Genomic DNA, 21,885 nt, shown 5'->3' on the forward strand with positions numbered 1-21,885 from the left:
CTTCACAACAAGGATGCATCTATGTCAGTCAAATGCGCCTTCCTCTTCCCCGGCCAGGGGTCCCAGGCTGTGGGAATGGGGAAAGATTTCTACGATAACAGCGAAAGTGTGCGGGATCTTTTCGATGCCGCTTCCAAGCGGACCGGGATCGATTTCGCCGAGCTGCTCTTTACCGAGAATGACCGCCTGGAGCAAACGGAGTTCACCCAGCCGGCGATCCTGCTGGTGAGTGCGGCCGCCCACAAGCTCTTCGAGAACGAAATGCCCATCAAACCGGTTTTCGCTCTGGGGCACTCCCTGGGCGAATTTTCGGCATTGGCGGGCGTAGGAGCTCTGGATACGGTGGACGCGGTAGAGCTGGTGAATCTGCGGGGACGCTTGATGGCCGATGCCTGCGCCGACCAGGATGTGGGGATGCTGGTGAGCCTGGGATTGGACGATGAGACCGTGGAGCGGCTCTGCGAAGAGCAGCGCGCCCAGGGGCGGCAGGTTTGGCCGGTCAACTACAATGCCGAAGGCCAGATCGTCATCGCCGGGATCAAAGAGGACCTCAAAGCTCTGGAACCGATCCTCAAGGAAGCCGGCGCGCGGCGTGCTATGCTGCTCAATATGTCCGTCGCCAGCCACTGCCCGCTGCTGCAAAGCGCCGTGGAACCCCTGGCCGAGGCGCTGGAGAATACCCTGCGTGACGAGTTCGTCGCCCCGGTAGTCTCCAACGTCACCGCCGAGAAATACAGTGACAAGGCCACGGCGCTGGAGCTGCTGCCCAAACAGTTGGTCTCTCCCGTGCTCTACAAGCAGTCCATCGCCAGGCACGACGATGAGGTCGATTGCTACATCGAGTTCGGCCATGGCGCCGTCCTCAAAGGGCTCAACCGCCGGGCGACCAAAAAGCCCCACTTCAATGTTTCGGATATGGCCTCGCTGGAAGCGACCCTCCAGGCGATCGGCGAAATGCAATGAGAATTGCATTGATGGGGGCGATGCCCGAGGAGATCGAGCCGCTGCTGGAGAAGATCGACGATATCTGCCTGACGGAGTACGGCGCCAACCGATACTACATCGGCACCTATGCCGGTAAAGAGGTGGTGGTGGCCTACTCCAAGATCGGAAAGGTCTTCGCCTCCCTGACCGCGGCGATGTTGTTGGAGAAGTTTGGCTGCGATACTTTGCTCTTTTCCGGAGTGGCGGGGGCGATCCGTGAGGATCTGCATATCGGCGACCTGATCATGGCCGAGAGCCTCTGCCAACACGACCTGGACATCACTGCCTTCGGCCACCCCTACGGCTATGTCCCCGAGGGCAAAGTCTATGTCCCCACCGACGAGAAGCTCCGCGCCCTGGCCCGTCAAGTCGCACGGGAAAAGGGGATCGAGCTCAAAGAGGGGATCATCGCCACCGGTGATCAATTCATCGCCGATCCCGAGCGCAAAGCCTGGATCGCCGAGACCTTCAACGCCGCGGCTCTGGAGATGGAGGGCGCGGCCGTCGCGGTGGTCTGCGATGCCCTGGAAGTCCCCTTTTTCGTTCTGCGTGCTATCAGCGACAGTGCCGATATGGAAGCGGGCTTCGATTTTGACGCCTTTTTGCACAAGTCGGCACGCATCAGCGCCGACTTCATTCTGGAGATGGTGCGCCGCCTCCCCGACGGGGATAACGACTGAAAAGGCTAGAAGGAATGGAAGGGCAACGCCCCAAACGGGCGAAGATCGGCAAACGGCTGCTGAGGATCTTCGGCAAGACCAATGCCCAGTACCGTCTCATCGGGGCGGGAGACCGGGTGCTGGTGGGGCTCAGCGGGGGCAAAGACTCCCTGAGCCTGGTGCACCTGCTCAAAAATATGCAGATGCACGCTCCCTTTGATTTCGAATTCCACGCCTGCACTGTCAGCTATGGCATGCCGGGGGAGGACTACAGTGCCCTGCACGAGCACTGCGAAGCCTACGGCATCCCCCATACCGTCTACGAGACCGACATCTACGCCATCAGCCAGGAAACGATCCGGGAGGGGAGCTCCTTTTGCAGCTATTTCTCCCGGATGCGCCGCGGAGCCCTCTACAGTTTCGCCGAAAAAGGGGGCTACGACAAGATCGCCCTGGGACACCATTTCGACGATGCGGTAGAGAGCTTTTTTATGAATATGTTCTACAACGGCGTGATGCGCTCGATGGCCCCCATTTACAAAGCCGACCGGGGCTTTCACGTCGTGCGCCCCCTCATCGAGGCGCGGGAAGCCCAGCTGCGGGCTTTTGCCGAGGAGAACGGCTTCGCCACCATCGGCGACGAAGCCTGCCCTGCTATGCGCATCGCCACCAAAGCCCCCTACGCCCGGGCCGCCACCAAGGAATGGCTGCGGCAGATGGAAGGGGAACACGACGAGCTCTTCAAGCGGATCAAAGCCTCCTTCAAGCATATCCACGATGATACCTTTCTCGATCCGACGCGCTGGAAGAGAGAGGATATAACCGAGCAACTGAGCAACCGAGCAACCGAGTAATGAGTAACCGAATAATAAATTTTCTCAACGCTCAACGCTTCCAATGACCAAATTCTTGCGACTTGAGGGCCGAAGGCCCGTGCCTGCGACCTGCGACTACTCTTCCAGTTTGAAAGGCTCCCAATTCGGCTCTTCTTCGACGGTGGGGAAGCCGTCGAGGATCTCCTGGGGGACGAAGCGGGTTTTGTAGGCGAAGGCTTTGCAGCCGTTGACCCAGTAGCCCAGATAGATCCAACGCTTACCCAGGCGCCGTGCCAGGCCGATCTGGTAGATGAGGCTGTGGGTCCCCAGGGAGTAGCGGGCGTAATCGGGGTCGTGGTAAAAGTAGATGGCGCTGATACCGTCCTCCACCACATCGATCAGATCGACGCCGATGAGCCGGTTGTCCCGGATGTAGAGGACTTCGTAGCCGAAGTCGTGGGCCCCCTCGACGAAATTTTCGTAATATTCCCGTTCGCTGATGTCCCGGTGCTTCCATCCGTCCTTTTCGGCTTTCCAGGCGTGGTAGCGGTTGTAGAGCGCCACGTGCCCCGGGGTGAGGCTGGGGGATTGGACGATGACGTGGGTGTCGCGGTTGCGTTTGATGGCGCGTTTCTGGGAGCGGGTGGGGCGGAAGGCTTCCACATCGATGCGCAGGCTTTTGCATTCGTTGCACCCCTGGCAGATGGGGTGGAAAAAGTAGTTGCCGAAGCGCCGCCACCCCCGTTCGATCACTGCCGAGACAAACTCGGGCGCGGCATCGCGGATATAACGGTAGTACATCCGTGTCTTTTTCCCGGGCAGGTAGGCACAGTCGTAGTCCAGCATGCAAAAATCGGTGGACTCGGGATGGAGGCGGTCTTCGTTGGGTTGCTTCATGGCCCGGATTGTAGCAAATTAGGGTAAAATTGCCCAAAAATTACGAGGGTGGGATGTTTCTCTACCAACCGCCGCAGGGTTACTGCTACAACAGCGATTCGATCTTCCTCGTCGATTTTATCCGCCGCTTCAAACCCAAAGGCAAGCTCCTGGATGTGGGCTGCGGCGTGGGGATCATTTCGCTGCTGCTGGGGCGGGATTACCCCGTGGAGGTGTATCTTGCGGAGAAGCAGCCGAAGATGCTGGAGTATGCGCTGCACAATTTCACCCTCAACGGGATCGAGGCACACGCCTATCCCGGGGATTTTTTGGAAGCTCAGATCGAAGAGCGTTTCGACCTGATCGTCTCGAACCCTCCTTTCTATGACCCGAGGGTGACCCAGAGCGAAGAGGAGAGCCTCAACATCGCCCGCTACGCCCATCACCTCCCGCTGGAGCCCTTCGTGGAGCGGGTGCGCCGCTTGCTGAGGCCCAGGGGGCGCTTCATCCTCTGCTACGACGCCAAGCAGAGCGACCGGCTCCTGGCGGCGCTCAGGGAGGCGAAGCTCACCCCCGAGACCCTGCGTTTCGTCCATCCCAAGCTCGATCGGGAAGCGAAGATCGTGATGGTCCAGGCGAGGGCGGGTTCCAAATCCCTCTGCCGGGTCCTTCCGCCCCTGGTAGTCTTCGACGCGTCGGGAAGCTATACCCCCGAGGCGGCCCAGGCCTTCGAGCGGGCGGCGACCCACTCGATCAAAGGGCTGAGGGAGTGAAGAAGTGACGGTGGATTTTCGATTAGGGATTATGGATTATAATGAAAGAAAAAAGGGAGCCGATGAGTGAAGCGACGCAGGGTGAACGCTTGCCGATTATGGAGATGGCGGGATATGATTTCCGCTTCGACCCCAATGCCTGCGCTGCGTGTGAGGGAGCCTGCTGCCGGGGGGAGAGCGGCTATATCTGGATGAAGTATCCCGAGATCGAAGCGATGGCGGAGTACCTGGGGATGGAGCTGGAAGCTTTCGCCGGAAGCTACCTGCGCAAAGTGGGCCACCGCTACTCCCTGACGGAAAAGAAGCTGGGGGAGGGGGATTACGCCTGTATCTTTTTCGATGAGGAGAAGAAGCGCTGCAGTGTCTACCCCGTGCGGCCCCGGCAGTGTAGGACTTTTCCTTTCTGGGAACAGTTCAAAGGCGATGAAGAGGAGGTACGACGCGAATGTCCCGGAATTCTCTGAGCCTCCTGCTCTCCGGCCTCCTTCTGAGTGCGACGCTCCTGTGGGCGGAAGATCCCGCACTCGGAGCCAAAGAGGACCGTCTGATCGTCGAAGCGATCTATCAGGATGAACAGCACAACTTCGCTGGAGCCGAAGCGCTTTTTTTGAAACTCTATGCTTTGACGAAAAAGACCGACTATCTGGTCCAGGCGGCCAAAGAGGCGATGCTCCCCGGCGGCCAACCCGAGAAGGTGGCTCCACTGCTCGAGAAATGGATCGAACGCCACGGCGAGAAGCTGAAGGACCATCGGCCGGTGCGGATGCTGGTGGCCCTCTATGCCAAGGAGAAAGCCCTGGAAAAAGCGGAACCCCTGGCCGACCGATGGCTGGTCGAGAGCGAGGATCCGGCCGATCTGAAATTGGCGGCGACGCTCAAGATCGATCTGGGGAAATATGCCGAAGCGGTTAAACTCCTGCAAAAGGCTTACGCCCGGTCTGAGGATGAGCGCCTGCTCCTTCAGGCCGTGGTGCTTCTGGATGAGAAGCTTCACAAACGTGACGAAGCGATCCGGCTCCTGGAGACCCATCTGCGCCTGAAATCCGATGCCTCCATCGCCGTCTATTTCAAGCTCATCGAGCTCTATGCGAAAGAGAATCGGCTCGACAAGGTGCTGGAACTTTACAAAAAGCTCTACGAGAAGTATCCCCAACAATATTTTCTCCAAAAGATCGTCAAACTCTCCCTCTACACCCACGATCTCGACGGCCTGATCGCGCTGCTGGAGAAACACTCCAGAGGGAATGAGGAGCTGCTCTACCGCCTCTACAAAGAGAAGAAACGCTACGACAAAGCTATTGCCCTAGCCCATAAGCGCTACCTGGAGACCGGCAAACCCAAGTGGCTGGCCGAAGAGGCGATCCTCGGCTACGAAAAGGCCAAAGAGGAGAAGAAGATCACGCCCAAGGTGCTCAAAAGATTCCGCAAACTCTTCGACGAAGCTTTGAAGAAGGGCCTGGACGACAGCCTCTATCTCAACTACTACGGCTATACGCTGATCGATCACGATCTGGATGTGAAGCGGGGAGTCGACCTGGTGCGCCGGGCCCTCCAGCAGCAGCCCGACAACAGCTACTACCTCGACTCCCTGGCCTGGGGGCTTTATAAGCTGGGTGAGTGCGCCAAAGCTTACAAGGTGATGGAGAAAGTAATCGCCGATCAGGGGCTCAACGAGCCCGAAATCAAAATGCACTGGGAGAGCATCCAAAAGTGTATGGAGCAGGATAAAGCCTTCTAGCGAGTGAGGAGTGAGGAATTAGGAGTTAGGAATTAGAAACGGAGTGATAAAGTTTCTCAACGCTCAACGCTCAGCTCTTAATGCTCAATGTCAATGACCGAAACAACGATAAAGGAGACAATGCTTTATGGCAGATATTTTGGATGAGATCATACGCAAGACCCGTGACGACCTGGAACGAAAGAAGAAGGAGTACTCCCTGGATTGGCTGGGGCGTTCCCTCTCTTTCAACCCCTTTGTGCCCAGGGATGTGCACCCCTACCTGCGCTCTACGCCCGAGGATCCCTACCGGATCATCGCCGAGGTGAAAAAGGCGAGCCCCTCCAAAGGGATCATTCGGGAGGATTTCGACCCGCTGGTCATCGCCCAGGCCTACGAGAAAGGAGGAGCGAGCGCGCTGTCGGTGTTGACCGAGCCTCATTGGTTCAAGGGGAACGTGGAGTATCTGGGGATGATCCGCCGCTATGTGAGCATCCCCCTGCTGCGCAAGGATTTCATCATCGACAAATACCAACTGGTCGAAGCGGTCGCCTATGGGGCCGATTTCGTCCTGCTCATCGCCAAGGCCCTCAGCCGCAAGGAGCTCAAAGAGCTGCTGGAGTACACCCGGCACCTGGGGATGGAGGCGCTGGTGGAGATCCACGACAAAGCCGACCTGGTCAAGGCGATCTTCGCCGGAGCCGATATCATCGGCATCAACCACCGCAACCTGGAGACTTTTGAGATGGATATGAGCCTCAGCGAAAGGCTCATCCCCCTCATCCCCAACTCCAAGATCATCGTCGCCGAAAGCGGCATCAACGATCACGAAACGGTCAAGCACCTCTCCGAAGTCGGCGCCGATGCCTTCCTGGTAGGCGAGCATTTTATGCGCCAGGAGGATATTACAGGGGCGCTGCGGGAGCTGAAGTACGGGGAGCAAGAAAGCGAATAAAGTAGAAGCCCTGATCTATTATTCCTTTCGCCTGAACTTTATCCATTACCAAAGATTTGTATATCTTGGATAGCTACATCAAAGATGAGAGCCTCAGCGATCCGGAAAACCTGCCCGAACCGGATCTATTGGCTCAGGAGATCGTCGAAGAGATCGAAGCGGCTTTGGAAGATTTCAAGAGTATTGTAGAGATGACGCATCAGTGAACGGTTTTCAAGAAACTGACCCGTCTCCCGCTATAATATTCCTATGGACATCCGAGAGAAACTAAAAACCTACTTTTACGAAGCCTAGCGTCACCGTCAGCATATCAACGAGGCCAGAGCGGAGTTGCATCTGCCTATCCGCAGTTATGATGAACTCTCCAAAATGGAGAAATTTGCCCTCAATACCTTCATTTTCCGTTTCTCCAAACTCCAGGATCTTCTGGGGCGTAGGATCTTTCGTGCCTGTCTGGAGTCTTTTCAGATTCCAACGGAAGATATGAGCTTTTCGGATATCCTCAAAACTTTGGAAAAAGAGAAAATCCTGGACATTGACAACTGGAGTCTCTTGCGGGAATTGAGAAATGAGATTGCTTACGAATATCCCGAAGAGATGGATGAGACCATCGAGAAGATCAATCTTTTCATCACACGCAGTGAGGAACTGTTGGCGATCCTTGAGCGATTGGAGAATCGTTGCGATGCGGCTGAGTGAGCGGGAGATCCAGACAATCAAAAGAGTGGTTGCGGAGCGGATGGGAAGCGATGCGAAAATCTATCTCTTTGGCAGCCGGCTGGACGATACCCGCAAAGGGGGCGATATCGACCTCTTTATTCTCGCCGAAAAGGTCGATCTGGAGACCAAACTGCTGACAAGGGCCAAGCTGAAAGCCCTCCTGCATAAACCTGTCGATATCGTTTGTCATCAAAATTTCTCCCGATCCATAGAACAGGAGGCCCTGAAAGGGCAACTGCTGTAGTCCGCTCAGCAGAGCGTATCTTCGTAAAGTGGCTCTTTTTATGAAAGAGTATTTGGAGAGTGATCTCTCGAAATGTGACATTGAAACAAATATAAGAAAAAATAAAATAAATAGTATATTAAAATAAATAAATTAAATTCTGAGTAATTTATCTTTTGGTATCATTGTCGACATCCGACTTCGGATAGACTCTACTTCAAAAGGATAAATATGTCTCGGATTCTTCGACAATGGTTCGTGTTGTCTCTCTTCGTATTCTTCGCTGCGGCGGGGGCTCAGGCCAAGAGCGTTCCCGCCTATTTCACGGCCCCCTATCATAGTGTCGGCTCTGTCAAAAGCGCTCTGAATAAGTCTGGATTGCAGGTGCTGGCTACCTATCATCCTGCGGGGAAAGGCTATCTGAATGTTATTCTCTATACCAACGCTTCGCTCAAACGTGCCGCCGCCAAGCCTAAGCGTGGTTTTGCCGCAGTGCAGCGAGTGTTGGTCAACAGCAAGGCCAAAACGGTTTTGGCTACCAATCCCGAGTATTGGCTTCGGGCCTTTTTGCAGGGCCAATACAAGCCGGGTATGGAGGCTCCCGTTACCCGGGCACTTGGCAAAGCCCTGGGCAAGCTCAGCCCGAGCAAAGACGCTCTGCCTTCGGGCAAGCTGGCAAAATACCATTTTATGTTCGGGATGCCTTACTATGATGAAATGATCACACTGAAAAAAGGAAAACACTTCTCCGTCGCCAATCGGGTCTTCACCCTGAGCCTTCCCAACGGCAGCAAGGTCGTTGGTGTGCGTATGCCCCGCAGTGTGGAAAGTTTTATCAGCAAGATCGGTGAGGATAAAGCATTGGTGCTCCCCTATATGGTTTTGCTGGAGAAGGGAGAGGCTCTGATGCTCAACCCAAAATACTATCTGGCCATCTCCTATCCCCGCCTGAGTATGGGGCAGTTTATGAAGATCTCCGATATTCCCGGCAAGATAGAGAAAGCCCTCAAAAACTCCATCAAATAAACTTTTTCTTCCCGGGTTCTTCTCGGGAAATCACTGTCTTTTCCTTTCGATTTATTTTGTATAATAGTTTTATAGGAAATCTTAACATAAGGAATAATTATGAAAAAGATAACGGCTCTCTGGATCTTCTTGGGATTTCTGACGGCGAATCTCTTTGCGTGGGAACTTCCCGGTTACGGCAATCTCCATTTCGAGCGGATGGGCAAGAGCAATGTGTGGATTATGCACGGTCCCCCCGAAGAGCCCAGTGTGAAGAACCGGGGCTTTATGAACAATCCCGCCTTTGTCGAGAGTGAGCACGGCCTCATCGTGATCGATCCGGGCGGGAATTACAAAGTGGGCAGGAAGATCCTGGGAGAGATGGAGAAGGTGAGCCGCAAACCGGTTATCGCCATCTTCAACACCCACAAGCACGGGGATCACTGGTTCGCCAACCGGGCTATCGCCGAGAAATACCCCAAGGCCCCGATCTACGCCCATCCCAATATGATCAAGGAGGTCAAAGCAGGGGAGGCCGAGAAGTGGTACGGCATTCTCGACCGGCTCAGCCACAATCTTGACGGAACCAAACCCTTCCGCTATCCCGACCACGAGCTGAACGACGGGCAAAAGATCACCATCGACGGCCAGCACTTCGTCATCCATCATCCCAAAAAGGCCCATACGGATACCGATATCCTCATCGAGCACAAAGAGAGCAATACCCTTTTCCTGGGAGACAATGTGATGAAAAATCGCCTGGGAGGTTTCGATAGCAGCTCCAGCATATTGGGGAACATCGAGCTTCTGGAGGGGATTATGAAGAATGGGAACTACGCCCTCTACGTTCCAGGCCACGGACCCTCAGGCGGCAAAGAGGAGACGGTAGGGCCCTTTTTGCGCTATCTGAAGGTGCTCAAAAAGTGGGCTCAGAAGGCTTACGACAATGACGAGGATTACTACGCTTACAAAAAAGAGGCGATCAAGGAGCTGGGACCCATCGCCAAGTGGGATGCCTTCGACCATCAGATGGGCAAGCATCTGAACAAAGTTTATATGGAGATCGAAGAGAAGGATATGCAGTAGGCTTAGTGCCGGTGGAAAAGGCCCGGCCCGTCGACGATCCCCTCGACGCATCGGCTGTGAAGGGCGGGGGCGCCTTTGAGAAGCTCGGGGAGCTTGTCCCCTTTGCCCCGGAGGCTAATCGAGAGTTCGCTCAGCAGGCCGTTGCGGCAGTTCATCGCCAGTTTGGGGCCATTGCCGGGGCCGAAGCTCCTGGCGAAAAGTCGGCGCAGGGTGCTCAGCCGGACCCGCTGCCCGATATTGGCCCGCAGATACTCCCCGACCATCGAGCGGTCGACCTGGGCGGTGAGGCTCAGGGCATCATTGAAATAGTTGACGGGATCTTTACCGTAACAGCTGCCGTGCTTGACCCATTCGTGCCGGTCCAGGCCCGAGAGGGCTCCGGGGAAGTAACGCTCCATCAGCTGCCGAAGCCGGGGAGGATAGTCGATGGCGGACAGCGCCCTCCACTGATGCCGTTTGTCGAGCATTTTGAGGCGCTCGGGGACGGCGCAGTAGGCCCGGTTTCTGGGTTGGGGCCAGAGGCCGTGGAGGACCAGGTGATTGGCGGCACGATTATTGCGTGGCCGGCACTCTTTGCGGTTGGGGTGGGTTTCACAGAAGCTGTTGTGCCAGCTCATTACCAGGAGGGAATGAAGAGAGCTTTGGGTGTAGGCCTTCTCTGAAGAGCCGGTATGGATGCCAGGCTTTGCATCCCGGCTCAGGCATTTCTCGTCGACCCAGCGCTGAGTGGGGAAGGGTGCTTCGAGTTTGATGAGGTATTGGCCCTTGTGACGGCGAAGGACATTATAGCTTTTGCCCGGCTCCAGATTGAGGCTGCCGCGATTGCGGTGATGGGCCAGATCGTTCCAGGCGGGGCAGGAGGCGGTGGAGTGGGCCTGATAGCGGGCTTCCAGGGAGCTGATACTTAGCAGGACCCCTGCCAGGATGAGGACGGTTCGGAATAGGTATCGCATAGGAAATCTCTCTTTGCGGATGGATTTGCGTGATTATACCCGCTCCCTCTTTGTGATAGAATGAAAATCCACTGTAGGAGATTGGACGATGAAACGATTGATGATCTTTCTTTGGGCGGCGACTATGGGGCTCTTTGCCGCGGAGGTTCTGACCCTGAAAACCCCCGACGGGTATCGGCTCAAGGGGTGGCTGAGCCCGCCTGAGCGGGGAAGCGCTCCCTATCCTCTGGCGCTTTTCGCCCACGAGTACGGATCGGACCACCGGATGTGGAAAGAGCTCTCGGCGCAGATGCGCCGTCGGGGCTATGCCACGCTGGAGGTGGACCTGCGGGGCCACGGCCTCTCCGATATGCGCAAAGGGAAAAAACGCCGCATCCACGCAGGACACGGCCACTTCGGGGAGGATGCCGGGCGGATCGGCTTCGCCCGGATCCCCGAAGATCTCGCCGCCTGGATGGAGCGAATGGACGAGCGCAAGGATATCGATATAGAGGAGCCGGTCTTTTTCGGCTCGTCGCTGGGGGGTGGGGCGGTGATCCCGTTGATGCTCGACTACGAGCCCAAAGCGGTCGTGACCCTTTCGCCCGCTTCACCCAAAAACTTCGATCCCAAAAAGGTGACTGAGGCGGTCCGGGAGAGCGTTTCGCCGTGGCTCATCGTCAGCTCCAAGGGGGATTTCGCCCGGAAAACGGCAGAGCGCTACGCCGCCAAAGCCCAGATGGCGACCCTGATCCTCGTGCCGGGGCAGGGGCACGGCTCCTATACTCTCCCTTTGGCCGAGGGGTATATCCGGGTCTTTTTGGACCGTTATCTGAAGTAACCGTCTTTATCGATCACTTTTCAATGCCCGGCTTCCCCTGCCGAAAAACTCCTCGAGTGCTTTGAACACGGGAGCCGCTCAATGCGCTTTGAACGCCACAAAATCATCCAGGGGTTCTCCCTCTTTCCAATTGGATTTGAAGATCACTTTGGTCCCATCGGGGGAGGGGGTGGCGTGTGCGCTCCGATCGCTATAGCCGTATCCGGAATTGTGCTCCGCCATGAACCTGGCTTTGGCGAAGCGGTTGACGATCCTGTTGTTGTGGATATCGACGCCATCGTCTCCGAGCATAATCGCGAAGATATCTCTATCGTTTAATTGCGAGGATTTGTAGGTGATATAGGCCCAGCCCGGGCGCTTGTAGTTTTGGCAGGAGACGTGCCCGCCGCCGTGGTTTAGAACGATCATCGTTCGCTCTTTTGTCTCCAGGTCGTATTGCCAGATCCCTTTTTGGCCGCTGTTTTGATACATACCGTCGGCACCGACCCCTTCGTTTTCAAACTGCACATAAAACTCTTTGTCCAGATCCTGGGAGACGCAGACATCGCCGTGATTGCCCTTGTATGCCAGAGTTTCAATAAAATTGAGGTTCATATCGTATTTGTCGATCTTTTTATACCAGTCGGTGCTGTGTGAACCGTCCTTGCCCTCTTTGAGCCCGGCGTAATGGTAAACGAGCACATAGCGCCCCAGCGGAGACACGGTCGCCCAGTTCAGGCGGTTTTCCACCCGATCCGATGTCATATGCAGCACTTTCGTTCCGTTTGTGCCGTCGAAATCTTTTATGACGCTGCTGTTGGTTTTGAAATTGTAGAGGATGAAGGTCGGGGTATCGTCCGCTCTACCCTGCACGTGGGCCGTAAGCAGCATATAGGTATCGTTGTAATCCATATTGCCCTCGTACTCGCCGATCGTAATCCGGTCGTAAGTACCCGGTATCTCGTACAGAAGCGTCTCTTCCCCGCTGCGCAGATTCTCTTTGACGATGCCGTAGTGATGGGACGAGACCCAGCCTATGCCGTAGCGGAAGCGCCTGTTCAGACGGGACAAGCGCTTTTTGGAAGAGCTGTCAAAGGTATGGATCGGATCATAGGTACGGGCATCGACCAGCAGTTTGTCGGCTTGCAACAGCATCAAAGAGCTATCGGCGTTCCATACGGGATCTTTGGGGTAATGGTGAACGGGACTCACATCGTCATTCCCGGTGGCGTGGGTGACCTGGGTGATCGTCGTATCGAACGCTCCCCCTTCGTGGACGGAGTTTTTGTATCCGGGTCTTGCAATACTCTCATCCAACTCATATCCGGTATGCATCAGATCGCCGTCGACCAGGGTCGTATCTTTGGGGTATTTTTTGACCTCTCCTTTTATGATATCCGAGAGTGCCGTATGCAGTGCTTTGTAGGAGGGGACCATATCTTTGAGGAAATACCACCAGAAAAATCCGCCGACAAATCTTTCGTGTGTGATCGGGAGCATGTAGTATCGGGTTAAATATCCGGCTTTATCCCCTTGGGTGGCACCGACTTCGCCAAAACCGAGTTTGGCATTCGGGAAGAGTGTTCCCAGATCATCAAACACTTGATTCCACTCCTCGATCGTCGGCTTGTGCCCGTCGCAATTTTCTTCATAATAACTTACGAAGAGATAATCGATCCCCTCTCTTAGATATTGCGGCAGCATCTCCTGCGCCCACTCCCTCATCTTCTCCGACGGATCATCATAGCAGCCGTCATTTTCACTATAGTCGTTGTAGTAGAGGGTCAAAGCCGTTTTGTAGCCTCTGCTTTTTGCCTGGTTGTAGGCATAGATCGTCTTTTGTGCGACGTCGTCTCTCGTTTGGGTATCGTGATCGTATGTCCACCCCCCGTTGACTTCATTGCCGATCTCCCATATCGCTACCTGATCTCCGAAGGCGTCAAGGTATTCGTCGACCCTGCTTTTGTATTCGTCGACAGAGTAGTCTTTCAAGTACTCGGAGTCACACAGCTCACCCATAATGTCGGTATAGGGTGTCAGCCTCTGTATGGCTTCCTCATAATCCGAAGCGGGGACTTCATCGAAAACGACTCTGCTTACGACGCGTTTGGGGAGTGTCTCCAATGCCTCGATCGTTTTGTCCATTGTCTGGATACTATCGAGAGTCACGCCGTAGAATTTTTGGGAAAGATCGACGTCTGCATCGGCATACGCCCCAATGCGCTTGAAAGCATCCTCGACAGGCACCAGGAAGTTTGACGCATTGGGATCTTCACTTTCAAAGGTGACGTCACCGCCAATATTCCAGGAATTATGCTCATTGTCGGGGACTCCCCATTGACTTCGCATGGGGTTTCGGTTGGCGGCTGCGATATTGTGATGGATCTTCGTACGTGCATCATAGCTGCCCACAAAACCGTCACGACCGTTATGGTAGGCGGTATTGTAGGCGAAGATCACATCGATACCGGAGTTGAAGTCAAAACCGTCCGCGCGGTTGCCGTAGGAAATATTGTTTTTGAAGGTCGCTTTTCGGCCGTTGCCCGCTTCGAAATTGGGGCCGGTGCAGTTGCCGTTGTCATCCCGTTTGCAGTTTCCTCCCCCTTTAAAGCCGTTGCCGTCTCCATCTGCCTTGCCGTTGTTGTATGAAAGATTATATGCTATGTAAGAATAGTTCGAACGCCAGGCATCGATCCCGTCATCCGAACTGTCATAAACGCGGTTGTGCGTGATGATGTTGTATCTTCCCGAAGAGACGGAAATCCCGTCAGCGTTACCGCCGTTTGCCCGAGTCCCTTCGTCGGAATTTGCATAGATGTAATTGTCCCGGATGACATTGTATCCTCGCGGATAGGGGATGGTGTATCCGGGGTCATTTTCGTGCCACTTGCCGCCGTAGACGACGATACCGCTCAGGTGATTGTCGTGGACTCTGCACCCTTCGACGATGTTGTGGCTGCCGGAGACGACAATGGCTTCATAGCCGGTATTGACCACATCGATCGATCGGAATCTTATATAGTCGCCTCGTATGTTTACGCCCCGATCCCGTTCATCGAGGTGCTCTCGAAAATAGTCGATGGATTCGAAGGGCCCTTTGAGTATGGCACGCTCGTTTGGATAGGATTCTACGATAACGGGGTGATCGAATGTTCCTTTTTTGCTAATACTTATCGCGTGGGGAATCGGGTAGATCCCTCCACGTAAAAAGAGCACGCCTCCCTCCGAGTTGAGCCGGGATAGCGCGGCGTGAAGGCTGCAGGGTGTTTGGAGGGTACACGCATCACCGCTGCCGTCCGGTGAAGCGATCAGTGTGGCCCGGGAGAGCGGGGTCGGGGCGATCGGTCGTGGACCTATGACGGTTTTTTTGACTTCATTGGGCGCGAATTGTGCGGTCACATCCAGATCTGCCTGTACCTTGGTATCGACTCTCGGGTTTTGGGTAGAGCCGTCGCTCCATTTGAGAAAATGATATCCGTTGTCCGGCAGGGCTGTCACTTCCGATCCGTCGGCATTTTGATCGACCGTTTGACGGGTTTCTCCCACGAGCGATCCGTTCGGGCCTGCCCTGTAGATTAGCGTATAGGTCAGCACTTTTTTATTGACCGTGATTAGGACCCCGTCGCTTGCACTCGCTCCGTCATCATCCGTCACGGTCAAGGTGACGGTGTGGGTGCCCACAGTAAAGTCGGATTTGGTGAAGCGGCTCTTTGTGCTCAAGGTGGTGTTGCCTTCCGTCCACCGGTAGCTTACAATGCGGCCGTCGCTGTCGGTACTCTTGGAGGCATCCAGTGTCACCGGTTCCCCTTCGGTGACCGTTTGATCCTCTCCGGCATCGGCCGTGGGTGCCCGGTTGGGGGGTACGGTTACATTCACCGTTCTTCTTACGGTATCGGCGGCATTGCCTGCCGCATCACTTACATCATAGGTGACGGTATAGTTTCCCTCCGCTGCGGTGTTGACGGCTGAGGCATCGATACGGATCTTTGCCGTGATATTGCCGTCTCGGTCATCATAGGCTTCGGCACCGAGTTCCGTGTAGGTTCCGTCAAGAGGGATGATCTGGGGATTGGGGCCGTGGAGGGTTATGACCGGTTTGGTGGTATCGGGAGGATCGCCTGTTCCGGAACCGCCGCCACAGCCGGTCAGTAGAAGAAGGCTCAGGATCGAAAGGATGATAATCGGGAATCTTTTTATCACTGCAGGAATATGAAGATACATGGGGCCGCTCCTTGTGCTTTTGGTGAATGGCAAATAGCCACGAGCGCTCTTAACGAGTATAGCACTATCTTTTACAAAGGCAATAAACGGCCAGTTGTTTCTACAAACTATCAGGAGAGCTTTGGTGTATAATTTTCCCAATTATTGCACCATTTTCTTCTGTAAGAATATCATCCCCCTAAGTATCCATAATATCATTTCGGTTTCTATAATCCCTGGTCAATTAATGTAAGGCACAAGTGGATCACTTCCGTTCAAGAATTCATCCAAATCATAGTATCCATCACCATCATAATCTGTTTTATTGTTATCATCATATTGAGCAACGGATAAATTGCCAAACTTCATATATTCCCATACATCAGCCATACCGTCACCATCTGAATCTGCATATAATGTACCGGGAGACATGGCAGGAAAACTTACATTACCATTTTCCCAATCCTCTTCATTTACCGCATGATCAAATCCTGTACTATCTTTAACATTATTGATCATTCTCAAATCAACATCATCAATATTGCTTACAAATTCACCTTTCTCATTCAATCGTGCATTGCATCCTACATCGGCAAGAACAACATTATAAGTATCTTGAATATTCAAAATTTTAACTGGGAACATCGCTTGTTTTAATGCATCAAATCGCTTATACCTATCACTTAAATTTACCAATTTTGAATTTTCATCCTCTGTTCTTTCTAAATAGAATGCATAAGGATTTGAAGGCGGATTATAGTGGGGGATCATAATATTCCCAGACATATATATTGAACCATCGCTTACATTGGTACAACTCTTCTTCCATGGTTCATGCCAGACTCTTTGATATGTGATATCATCTGTTGTCATAGGACCGGCTTTGTAGTAATTGTTAATGAAGTCAACTACTACATCTCTTGTTGTAGAGCCTGCTCTATTCCCCCAATTGTAAATTACATTATTAATCACTTTAACCCCATTGGTACTTACGCGTGGATTTCGGTGATCTGAACCCGTAAAGAGATTTCTGTGTATTGAAATATTTTTAACCCATTTCCCTGTATAGGAGCAAGTCGTAGCACTTCCTCCTTGAATATTCATACCGGTTGAATGCCCCTCTTCAGATTCTCCAAACAGGCTGTTTTGCACTGAAAAATTATACATGGCATCACTCTCTCGTGCTTGACTGCTCAATGAAATGGTAAGCAAGTTGTCCCGTGTCCACTGAGATGAAACATGATCGATTATTACATTGTGTCCTTCTCTAAAATAAATATTAAGTGGGCGAGTTCGAAGTTTATCGTTTGGATTTCCTTTGTATGAAAGAGACCATCCTTGTCTAAATTTTAAATATCGTATGACAACATCATGTAATCCATCGGCACTGTTTGGCACATAGATTAAACCTTGTATGCCTTTAGGATTACCGGGCTTCATACGTAGGCAAATGCCATCACCGGGTGCAGTTTGTCCTGCTATGGTTATATTGGAGTTAGTTAACCTGATGGGCTTTTTCAGATCGATATACCCACTGACACGAAAGATAACTATTCTGCTGCCATTGGCTTCTATAGCTGCTCGTAAACTTCCTTTGCCACTGTCATTCGTATTGGTGACTTCTATGATTCTTCCGCCTCTGCCTCCTTTGGAAATCGCTCCAAACCCTTCTGCTTCGGGGAATGCCGGTAGCACCGTGATGGCTTTTTGGACAACATTCACCGTTCGTATCACTTCATCAGCAGCATTGCCTGCCGCATCACTTACATCATAGGTGACGGTATAGTTTCCCTCTGCCGACGTGTTGACGGCTGAGGCATCGATACGGATCTTTGCCGTGATATTGCCGTCTCGGTTATCATAGGCTTCCGCTCCGAGTTCCGTGTAGGTTCCGCCAAGGGGGATGATCTGGGGATTGGGACCGTGGAGGGTTATGACCGGTTTGGTGGTATCGGGTGCAGTTGTTACTTTCACAACGACTGTGTCACTATCCATCGCTCCGTCATCATCCGTCACGGTCAAGGTGACGGTGTGGGTGCCCACAGTAAAGTCGGATTTGGTGAAGCGGCTCTTTGTGCTCAAGGTGGTGTTGCCTTCCGTCCACCGGTAGCTTACAATGCGGCCGTCGCTGTCGGTACTCTTGGAGGCATCCAGTGTCACCGGTTCCCCTTCGGTGACCGTTTGATCCTCTCCGGCATCGGCTGTGGGTGCCCGGTTGGGTGGTGCGATTACGCTTACCGTTCTTCTTACGGTATCGGCAGCATTGCCTGCCGCATCACTTACATCATAGGTGACGGTATAGTTTCCCTCCGCTGCGGTGTTGACGGCTGAGGCATCGATACGGATCTTTGCCGTGATATTGCCGTCTCGGTCATCATAGGCTTCCGCTCCGAGTTCCGTGTAGGTTCCGCCAAGCGGGATGATCTGGGGATTGGGACCGTGGAGGGTTATGACCGGTTTGGTGGTATCGGGAGGATCGCCTGTTCCGGAACCGCCGCCACAGCCAGTCAGCAGAAGAAGGCTCAGGATCGATAGGATGATAATCGGGAATCTTTTTATCACTGCAGGAATATGAAGATACATGGGGCCGCTCCTTTCATATGGAGAGCTTGCGAATGGCTACCCACCCCTATTCATTATAGCACTTAAGTTAATTCCCTTTTATCAAGGACAGTTTATCGATTTTTTATCTCACCGGGCACATCCCAAAATTCGGGAGAGATCATTGTGAAACGATAACTATTCGGCTGCTTTACTTCCCCGCTGGGCCACATAGAGCCCGCCGAGGATCAGGGCTCCGCCCAGGAGCATCGCGGCCGTGATCTCTTCGGAGAGGACGAACACGCCGGTGAGCGCGGTGAGCAGCGGGACGAGGTAGATGTAGTTTCCTGCGGCGACGGGGTCGATGCGTTCGATGCCCTGCTGCCACAGCACGAAGGCGAGGCCGGAGGAGAAGAACCCCAGAAAGATCAGGTTACCCCAGACGGTCGGCTCTCTGAGCGCCTGGATATGGGTCGCTTCGCCGGTGAGGAGCAGATAGAGCAGCATCAGCCCGATGCCATAGAAAAAGCTTTTGCGGGCGATCTGCAGGAAGTGATAGCCCTCGGGCGCGCGCTTGAGGGCAACGGAGTAGAGGGCGAAAGTGGCCGCGCCGGCCAGGGCCAGCAGATCCCCCCGTAATCTCAGGGTGAAGTGCCGCTCGGTAAAGAGGATCAGCCCCATCCCTGTCACGGCGATGAGGAAGCCAAGCAGCAGCGCCGGACGGAAGCGTTCTCCGCGGATGAGAAAATGCGCCAGCAGGGCGGTGAGGATGGGGATGGCCCCCATATAGAGCCCGACGTTGCTGGCCTGGGTGTAGCGCAGGGCGAAGTTCTCCAGCAGGAAATAGACGAAAATCCCCAGAAATCCCAGGAGAAAGAAATAAGCTTCGTCACGAAGAGAGCGTGGCAGGAGATCTTTGGGGTAGAGGATCAGCAGCAGGCCCCAGGCGAGCGTGAAACGGTAGAGCATAATTTCGATGGGGGTGAGGTAGGCGAGCAGGACTTTGTTGCCGACGAAGGCGACGCTCCAGATGGCGACGGTGATGAACGTAAAGAGATGTCCGGTGAGGCGTCGGGAGAGCACGCCTCAGCCGCCGAGATACTTTTGGCGGACTTCGTCGTTGCCCAGGAGTTGGGAAGCGGGGCCTTTGAGGGAGATGCTGCCGTTTTCGAGGACATAGCCGTAGTCGGCGATCTTAAGTGCGGCGAAGGCGTTCTGCTCGACGAGGAGAATGGTGATCCTCTCTTTGAGCTCGGTGATGATTTCGAAGACTTCCCCCACGATTTTGGGGGCGAGGCCGAGGCTGGGCTCGTCGAGCATCAACATCCTCGGTTCACTCATCAGGGCCCGGGCGATGGCCAGCATCTGCTGTTCCCCGCCGCTGAGGGTCCCTGCCTTTTGATCCACCTTGCTCTTGAGGCGGGGAAAACGCTCGTACATCTCGGTGCGGAGCCGCTCGAAATTCTCCGTGTTGTTAAAGGCCCCCATCCGCAGGTTCTCATCGACGGTGAGGTTGATGAAGACCCGGCGCCCCTCCGGGACGAGGGCGATTCCCTCTCGGACGATCCGGTGGGTGGGCATTTTGCTGATATCCTTGCCGTCGAAGAGGACCTCTCCGCTCTTTTTGACCGCATTGACGATGGCGCTCAGGGTCGAAGTCTTTCCGGCACCGTTGGAGCCGATGAGGGTGACGATGTGGTTGCGGTCGATGTGCATATCGATTCCCCGGACCGCCGCGATGACTCCGTAATAGACTTGGAGGTTTTTGATATCAAGCATTGGTGAACTCTCCTAGATAGGCTGTGACCACTCTCGGATCGACAATGGCGTCGGCGGGCTTGCCTTCGAAGATCTTCTCCCCGTAGTCGAGGACCGTGACTTCGTCACACATCGCATTGACGAACTTCATATCGTGTTCGATCAGGAGCACCGTCAAATCGTAATCCTTTTTGATCTTGTGGATGATGTCGGAGAGATCGGCAGTCTCTTTGGGGTTCATCCCCGCGGCGGGCTCGTCGAGCAGCAGGAGCTTGGGTTTGGTGGCCAGGGCGCGGGCGATCTCCACTTTGCGCTGGTTGCCGTAGCTCAGCGCTGTGGCGTTGTAGTCGGCGAACTCGGCGATCCCGAACTCTTCGAGCAGGCCCATCGCTTCGGCGCGGATACGCTTTTCATAGATGTGGTAGCGGGGCAGGCGCAGGATCGCCTCGAAATAGTTGTAGCGGATTTGATCGTGGAAGCCGATCAGGACGTTTTCCAGGACCGTCATACTCTTGAAGAGCCGGATATTCTGGAAAGTCCGGGCGATCCCTTTTTCGACCACTTTGTGGGGTTTGGTCCCGGTGATGTCCTCTCCGTCGAAGATGATGCTCCCTTCGGTGGGGAAGTAGTTGCCGGTGATGATGTTGAAGATAGTGGTCTTTCCCGCTCCGTTGGGGCCGATGAGTCCGTAGATCTCCCCCCGGTCGACGGTGAAAGAGAGATTGTCGATGGCGGTGACTCCGCCGAACTTCATGGTGACGTTGCGGACTTCGAGTAGGGGCTCACTCATTGCTTGGCCTTTTTACGAAATTTATCACGCAGGATCTCGATCAGCTCTTTGTCGCCGAAAAGCCCTTTGCGGGCGAAGAGCATCATAATGATCAAGAGGATGGCAAAGACAACCATCCGCATCCCCGGATGGGCACCGGTATGGTGTCCGAAGATCACCATATCGCTGTCGAGGAAGCGGAGCCACTCCATACTGCCCATGACCAGGATCGTGGCGACCAGACTGCCGGTCATACTGCCTAGTCCGCCCAGGACGATGATGATCAGGAGCTGGAAGGTCAGCAGGAAGGTGAACTGGTCGGGAGAGATGGTGGTCAGGAAGGAAGCCAAGAGGCCGCCGCCGACTCCTTCGAAGAAGGCACTGGTCATAAAGGCGGTGGTTTTGATCCAGAAGGTATTGATCCCCATCGCCGTGGCGGCGTCCTCATCGTCGCGGACCGCCTTCATCGCCCGGCCGTAGCGGGAGAAGACGATGTGGAGCATGACGATGAACGTGACCAACGCGATGGACCCGATCCAAAGGAAGTTGGCATAGGGAGGGATGTCGTTGAGCCCCAGGGCGCCGTTGGTGTAGGCGGGGTTGTTGATGGCGAAGATGCGGATGATGAAACCGAACCCCAGGGTGACGATCGCCAGATAGTCTCCCCGGACGCGGAAGACGGGGAAGGAGAGCAGCAGAGCGATGAACATAGCAAAGAGCCCCCCCGCGATCACCGCCGGGATGAAATCGGCGTGCATCTTCAACACGATGGGCGCCGGATCGACCAGGGCGAACATATCGAGCTTGGCATCGGCGGGCAGGAGGAAGAGGGCGGTCATATAGGCCCCGATGGCAACGAAGCCGTTGGGCTCCAGGGAGAACTGCCCCGTCACACCGTTGATGAGGTTGTAACTCAGGGCTAGGATGGCGAAGATTCCGATGTTGTTGAGGATGCTCAGGGTGTAAGAGTCAAGGTTTCGATGGGCCCATCCGATCATCAGCAGGGCCAGGATGATCAGAAGCATTTTGATTATGGCGTTTTTCATTCTCAT

The 21,885-nt window shown here is 54.4% G+C and carries 21 protein-coding genes; 13 read left to right on the forward strand and 8 right to left on the reverse strand.

What is annotated here, in order from left to right; genetic code table 11:
* Positions 1-21: 21 nt before the first annotated feature.
* Genes fabD through NITSA_RS04065 form a run of 3 tightly spaced genes read left to right on the forward strand, consistent with a single transcriptional unit; the run spans position 22 to position 2,497 of the window.
* A complete protein-coding gene (fabD, locus tag NITSA_RS04055) occupies positions 22-963 on the forward strand; it encodes an ACP S-malonyltransferase (protein ID WP_013553753.1) in 942 nt (313 codons plus the stop codon).
* Entirely contained in the window at positions 960-1,664 is a 705-nt protein-coding gene (locus NITSA_RS04060) for a 5'-methylthioadenosine/adenosylhomocysteine nucleosidase (protein WP_042203706.1), read from the forward strand. The genes fabD and NITSA_RS04060 overlap by 4 nt, the downstream gene beginning before the upstream one ends.
* Before the next feature lie 14 nt (positions 1,665-1,678).
* Positions 1,679-2,497 (forward strand): tRNA 2-thiocytidine(32) synthetase TtcA, encoded by an 819-nt coding sequence (locus NITSA_RS04065; protein ID WP_013553755.1) that lies wholly within the window; start codon positions 1,679-1,681, stop codon positions 2,495-2,497.
* A gap of 96 nt (positions 2,498-2,593) precedes the next feature.
* On the opposite strand, the gene NITSA_RS04070 is transcribed toward NITSA_RS04065, so the two are convergent.
* A complete protein-coding gene (locus tag NITSA_RS04070; protein ID WP_013553756.1) occupies positions 2,594-3,355 on the reverse strand; it encodes an arginyltransferase in 762 nt (253 codons plus the stop codon).
* A 53-nt stretch (positions 3,356-3,408) separates the two neighbouring features.
* Between NITSA_RS04070 and NITSA_RS04075 the strand changes: the two genes are divergently transcribed.
* The 9 genes from NITSA_RS04075 (at position 3,409) to NITSA_RS04110 (ending at position 9,813) form a co-directional block, all read left to right on the forward strand.
* Positions 3,409-4,107, forward strand: a complete 699-nt coding sequence (locus NITSA_RS04075) for a tRNA1(Val) (adenine(37)-N6)-methyltransferase (RefSeq protein ID WP_013553757.1) — start codon at positions 3,409-3,411, stop codon at positions 4,105-4,107.
* A 62-nt stretch (positions 4,108-4,169) separates the two neighbouring features.
* Positions 4,170-4,571 carry a YkgJ family cysteine cluster protein gene (locus NITSA_RS04080; RefSeq protein WP_013553758.1) on the forward strand — a complete coding sequence of 134 codons (402 nt, stop codon included), beginning with the start codon at positions 4,170-4,172 and terminating at the stop codon, positions 4,569-4,571.
* On the forward strand, positions 4,553-5,845 hold the full coding sequence (locus tag NITSA_RS04085) for a tetratricopeptide repeat protein (protein ID WP_013553759.1): 1,293 nt from the start codon (positions 4,553-4,555) through the stop codon (positions 5,843-5,845). Before NITSA_RS04080 ends, NITSA_RS04085 begins: the two co-directional genes overlap by 19 nt.
* Positions 5,846-5,972: 127 nt before the next feature.
* Positions 5,973-6,779, forward strand: a complete 807-nt coding sequence (gene trpC, locus NITSA_RS04090) for an indole-3-glycerol phosphate synthase TrpC (RefSeq protein WP_013553760.1) — start codon at positions 5,973-5,975, stop codon at positions 6,777-6,779.
* 65 nt (positions 6,780-6,844) lie between these two features.
* The gene (locus NITSA_RS11395) at positions 6,845-6,985 is read left to right on the forward strand and encodes a hypothetical protein (protein ID WP_169308529.1); all 141 of its coding nucleotides are present in this window, start codon (positions 6,845-6,847) and stop codon (positions 6,983-6,985) included.
* 124 nt (positions 6,986-7,109) lie between these two features.
* Positions 7,110-7,478, forward strand: a complete 369-nt coding sequence (locus NITSA_RS04095) for a hypothetical protein (protein WP_052296599.1) — start codon at positions 7,110-7,112, stop codon at positions 7,476-7,478.
* Positions 7,465-7,743, forward strand: coding sequence for a nucleotidyltransferase family protein (locus NITSA_RS04100; RefSeq protein WP_013553761.1), 279 nt, complete (start codon positions 7,465-7,467; stop codon positions 7,741-7,743). The genes NITSA_RS04095 and NITSA_RS04100 overlap by 14 nt, the downstream gene beginning before the upstream one ends.
* A gap of 210 nt (positions 7,744-7,953) precedes the next feature.
* Complete coding sequence (locus NITSA_RS04105; protein ID WP_013553762.1) at positions 7,954-8,748, forward strand: hypothetical protein; 795 nt, start codon at positions 7,954-7,956, stop codon at positions 8,746-8,748.
* Positions 8,749-8,847: 99 nt separating this feature from the next.
* Positions 8,848-9,813, forward strand: coding sequence for an MBL fold metallo-hydrolase (locus tag NITSA_RS04110; protein WP_013553763.1), 966 nt, complete (start codon positions 8,848-8,850; stop codon positions 9,811-9,813).
* A 2-nt stretch (positions 9,814-9,815) separates the two neighbouring features.
* On the opposite strand, the gene NITSA_RS04115 is transcribed toward NITSA_RS04110, so the two are convergent.
* Positions 9,816-10,766: a ribonuclease T2 family protein gene (locus NITSA_RS04115; RefSeq protein WP_013553764.1), complete on the reverse strand. Its 951-nt coding sequence runs from the start codon at positions 10,764-10,766 to the stop codon at positions 9,816-9,818.
* An 88-nt stretch (positions 10,767-10,854) separates the two neighbouring features.
* On the opposite strand from NITSA_RS04115, the gene NITSA_RS04120 reads away from it, so the two are divergent.
* Positions 10,855-11,586 carry an alpha/beta hydrolase family protein gene (locus NITSA_RS04120; RefSeq protein ID WP_013553765.1) on the forward strand — a complete coding sequence of 244 codons (732 nt, stop codon included), beginning with the start codon at positions 10,855-10,857 and terminating at the stop codon, positions 11,584-11,586.
* Positions 11,587-11,664: 78 nt separating this feature from the next.
* On the opposite strand, the gene NITSA_RS10790 is transcribed toward NITSA_RS04120, so the two are convergent.
* The 6 genes from NITSA_RS10790 to NITSA_RS04150 form a co-directional block, all read right to left on the reverse strand.
* Positions 11,665-15,786, reverse strand: coding sequence for an immunoglobulin-like domain-containing protein (locus NITSA_RS10790; protein WP_013553766.1), 4,122 nt, complete (start codon positions 15,784-15,786; stop codon positions 11,665-11,667).
* Between the two features lie 219 nt (positions 15,787-16,005).
* Positions 16,006-18,348: an immunoglobulin-like domain-containing protein gene (locus NITSA_RS04130; RefSeq protein WP_013553767.1), complete on the reverse strand. Its 2,343-nt coding sequence runs from the start codon at positions 18,346-18,348 to the stop codon at positions 16,006-16,008.
* A gap of 156 nt (positions 18,349-18,504) precedes the next feature.
* On the reverse strand, positions 18,505-19,389 hold the full coding sequence (locus tag NITSA_RS04135; RefSeq protein ID WP_013553768.1) for a DMT family transporter: 885 nt from the start codon (positions 19,387-19,389) through the stop codon (positions 18,505-18,507).
* A 3-nt stretch (positions 19,390-19,392) separates the two neighbouring features.
* Positions 19,393-20,085 (reverse strand): ABC transporter ATP-binding protein, encoded by a 693-nt coding sequence (locus NITSA_RS04140; RefSeq protein ID WP_013553769.1) that lies wholly within the window; start codon positions 20,083-20,085, stop codon positions 19,393-19,395.
* Complete coding sequence (locus NITSA_RS04145; RefSeq protein ID WP_013553770.1) at positions 20,078-20,854, reverse strand: ABC transporter ATP-binding protein; 777 nt, start codon at positions 20,852-20,854, stop codon at positions 20,078-20,080. The genes NITSA_RS04140 and NITSA_RS04145 overlap by 8 nt, the downstream gene beginning before the upstream one ends.
* Entirely contained in the window at positions 20,851-21,885 is a 1,035-nt protein-coding gene (locus tag NITSA_RS04150; RefSeq protein ID WP_148224935.1) for a branched-chain amino acid ABC transporter permease, read from the reverse strand. Before NITSA_RS04150 ends, NITSA_RS04145 begins: the two co-directional genes overlap by 4 nt.

This window comes from Nitratifractor salsuginis DSM 16511, assembly GCF_000186245.1.
Taxonomy (GTDB): Bacteria; Campylobacterota; Campylobacteria; order Campylobacterales; family Sulfurovaceae; genus Nitratifractor; species Nitratifractor salsuginis.